At 45.3% G+C, this 3,048-nt stretch carries 4 protein-coding genes; 3 read left to right on the plus strand and 1 reads right to left on the minus strand.

Annotated features, from left to right (window positions below):
- Positions 1 to 126: 126 nt before the first annotated feature.
- Positions 127 to 435 carry a GspE/PulE/PilB domain-containing protein gene (locus IM500_RS04825; protein ID WP_242034777.1) on the minus strand — a complete coding sequence of 103 codons (309 nt, stop codon included), beginning with the start codon at positions 433 to 435 and terminating at the stop codon, positions 127 to 129.
- A 476-nt stretch (positions 436 to 911) separates the two neighbouring features.
- Between IM500_RS04825 and IM500_RS04830 the strand changes: the two genes are divergently transcribed.
- The 3 genes from IM500_RS04830 (at position 912) to IM500_RS04840 (ending at position 2,431) form a co-directional block, all read left to right on the plus strand.
- Positions 912 to 1,373: a DUF2996 domain-containing protein gene (locus IM500_RS04830; protein WP_002795499.1), complete on the plus strand. Its 462-nt coding sequence runs from the start codon at positions 912 to 914 to the stop codon at positions 1,371 to 1,373.
- A gap of 79 nt (positions 1,374 to 1,452) precedes the next feature.
- Complete coding sequence (locus IM500_RS04835) at positions 1,453 to 1,830, plus strand: DUF3110 domain-containing protein (RefSeq protein WP_079209497.1); 378 nt, start codon at positions 1,453 to 1,455, stop codon at positions 1,828 to 1,830.
- 181 nt (positions 1,831 to 2,011) lie between these two features.
- The gene (locus IM500_RS04840; protein WP_002762530.1) at positions 2,012 to 2,431 is read left to right on the plus strand and encodes a YraN family protein; all 420 of its coding nucleotides are present in this window, start codon (positions 2,012 to 2,014) and stop codon (positions 2,429 to 2,431) included.
- Positions 2,432 to 3,048 lie beyond the last annotated feature (617 nt).

The following is a 3,048-nucleotide window of genomic DNA, read 5'->3' on the forward strand; positions in this document are numbered from 1 at the left end:
CGGGACAAAGGGTTAACCTCGATTTATGATTTTCCTTGATCTATCTGGGTTTCAGCGATTTTGGGCTTCTCGAAGTAAATCCCAAGCGGGGATTGGAGTTGAGGCTTTTCTCGATTTGTTTTTTGTCTAAGTCCCATTAGCGGGATCCACCATGGCTAGGTGAAGGACATTGGCAGCGGATTGCTGTTTTTGTAGGGGCAGGATCTGATAACGACGGCAAATTTCAAAGGGAAGGACTGTGCGAAACAGATTCTCGATTTCTCTCCAGTCGATCGTCTCACTTTCAGGGTCAAGATATTCTACCCCATACTTGGCTTTTAATTTTGACAGTTGTTCGAGTCGGTAGTATGCCAGTGCCTCTTTGGGTAAAGGACGGCCGGTGATCAGGGGTAAAATTGCCCGTAGAGGCAGATGACTTTTCTGCTTCTCGATCATTGCCTTTTGTAGTTGCGGGATAGTGACTTGACATCCTCACCGCCGAGGCCGGACGGTGATGACCGGCAGCTCGAACAAACTTAATTGAACGACCGACCGCTGGGTTGACGCTTCACGGGATGCCGCTACCTTAGCGGTAGTCTTACGCTTTCCGACCCGTCCGTTTTGATTGTCCGAATGCCGGACGGCCACTTTGAACAAGTCGAAAAAATCTCATGTTCAACCTTATTTCCTAGAAAGTTTTACTCGTTCAAGGCCGAATTTGAAGTCTTTTCTGAACAAAACCCCCTACTATCTGTGGTCAAGGTTCAGTTTTTAGCTTGGTTATCGCTTTTTCCATTGTAGCTTAAAGCCGTCCTAAAAGGACGGGGTTTTAACCCAAATTTTCGATAAAAGCTGATAACTAAAAAAACTGATAGCTGATAACCCGGGAGAAAATATAATTGTAGCTACCTACCCATTCCTGATTAATTCCTATGGCAGAAGAAACCACCACCCCCGCAACTCCGGCAGCAGAAGCAGCAAAACCGGCTCAACCTGCGGCTGCTAAAAAACCCAAGGAGCCAACCGTCGAGGAAAAACCCTTCGCTGAATTTATTGAGCAGCATTTTCAGCCCGCACTGGCGGCAGCCTTGCAAAAGCTCGGTATAACTGATATAAAGCTGTCCTTTAAACAGGATAAAATTCCCGTGCAGGGCTTTTCTAGCTCTCCCTGTTGGCAGTTAACTGGCAATTGGCTCGAGGGAATGCGTCAATTTAGCATTTATTTTTTAGAAGAAGACATCAATGGCAAAAAAGCTTTTTCTCAAGCTGAGGGCGGTGCTCAACCTAGTACCCTTGAATCATTTATGATCGATGAAAGGAAAGTTAGTCTTGATTTACTGTTGTTTTACACCCTGCAACGGCTTAACGGTCAAAAGTGGTTGACTAGAAACTAAAATTGCTGAGGATTAGCGATCGAGAAGGGGGGTAAAATGAGTATAGACGACCACCGCTTATCGATCGCTAATAGTAATTATGCGTGTATTTGTACTACTTTTTAACGCAGGCACAGAAAACGAAGGTATCCACACCATTCAAATGGGAGCTATCAATAAGGTGTTGATGTTTGAATCGGAAGATGATGCCACCCGTTATGCTCTGCTGTTAGAGGCACAGGATTTTCCGACTCCCACGGTAGAGAAAATTGATTCGGAGGAAGTGGCAGAATTTTGTCGCGGCGCCGGCTATCAAGCGGAAATGATTGAAGCGGGTATGTTAGTAATTCCCCCCGAAAGCAATGCCGAGGAGTTGGATTGGCAAAAAGAGGAAGTCCCCCCCGCCGAGGAGGAGTTTTCCGAGATTCCCGATGCGGAGTTAGACAGCATCCGTCGTCGTCTAGAAGGACTTTTGTAATAAACCTCTTGTAAAAATCGAAAATTGTCCTGCTTGGTTAGGAGACAGGAGACAGTAGCCAGTAGTCAGGAGTTCGGAGTCAGAAGACAGGATAATAAATCAATATTGTTCCCTGTTCCCTGTTCCCTGTTCCCTGTTCCCTGTTCCCTGACCACTGATAACTGATCACTGATCACTGAATATGACAACCGTGGGGGAATTGGGCGAAAATTTGGTGGCGGATTGGTTGCAATTACAGCAATGGCATATCCTCCAGCGTCGTTGGCGTAGTGCTGGCGGTGAAATCGATTTAATCGTCTTGTCTAAATCTCAGGCGACTCTCGCTTTCGTCGAGGTGAAAACCCGCAGTGCTGGCAATTGGGATTTAGGGGGCAAATTAGCGATCAATGACCGTAAACAAGGGAAAATTTACGGAGCTGCCCAGATATTTCTCGCCTTTTATCCCCAATGGTCTGATTTAAGCTGTCGCTTCGATGTGGCGTTAGTTAGTTGTCAAAAGAGTTCTCTATTAGCTTTACCTGAGTTTTCCCTTGATTATCCCTGTCAGCTACAGGCAGGTTATCAATTGCAGTTACAGGAATATCTCGTGGCGGTTTTCTAAAAACACAATAGGCCCGCCTAGGGAGGCGGGCTTCATCTTGTACAAACGATATGGACTCCTAAAAGTTTAACGGACTCAATACAATAGAGGTTTACAGAACCCACAACAGTCTATCTGTCAACTATCAAGATTTCTCAGTTTACCGACTCAGGTGCTGATTACGGCTCACTCCATCTGTCCTATATCGAGCAACAGAGGCGAAACCATACTTTACTTTACAAACTTTGAGAATCTGCGTCCGATTTAGCTGTTGCGTTGAGCTAGAGCAGGTGGCACAGGCTCTAGGTCTTTTTGCCCGGAAGGAAGTTGAGTCGCTTCCTTTGTGCCTTATGTTTTTAAGATAACACGTTTGTCAGGACTCGATCGACCTTGTGATTAAAGTTTACACTTATTGATTTTTAGCAAAAATTGCCGTTACAAAACTATAGATAAGTGGCTGTGCGAAACGTTTAGGCATGAAATAGGGAACCAAATGCCTGAAATAACCGCCTAATAAGGTCTTCAGTCTTTCGACTGAATCTAACAGGTCAACCCTGACCAACCTTACAACTGTTTATATGTCCCGACGTTTAGTATCACTCGATACCAAACTAGGCAAGGGGACTCAAGGTCAATAC

It is taken from the genome of Microcystis sp. M179S2, from assembly GCF_020245805.1.
Taxonomy (GTDB): domain Bacteria; phylum Cyanobacteriota; class Cyanobacteriia; order Cyanobacteriales; family Microcystaceae; genus Microcystis; species Microcystis aeruginosa.

Bases quoted from the DNA above. Each gene is read 5' to 3' on its own strand.
- IM500_RS04840 (WP_002762530.1), top strand. From the start codon at position 2,012: ATGACAACCGTGGGGGAATTGGGCGAAAATTTGGTGGCGGATTGGTTG.
- IM500_RS04835 (WP_079209497.1), top strand. From the start codon at position 1,453: ATGCGTGTATTTGTACTACTTTTTAACGCAGGCACAGAAAACGAAGGT.
- IM500_RS04830 (WP_002795499.1), top strand. From the start codon at position 912: ATGGCAGAAGAAACCACCACCCCCGCAACTCCGGCAGCAGAAGCAGCA.
- IM500_RS04825 (WP_242034777.1), bottom strand. From the start codon at position 435: ATGATCGAGAAGCAGAAAAGTCATCTGCCTCTACGGGCAATTTTACCC.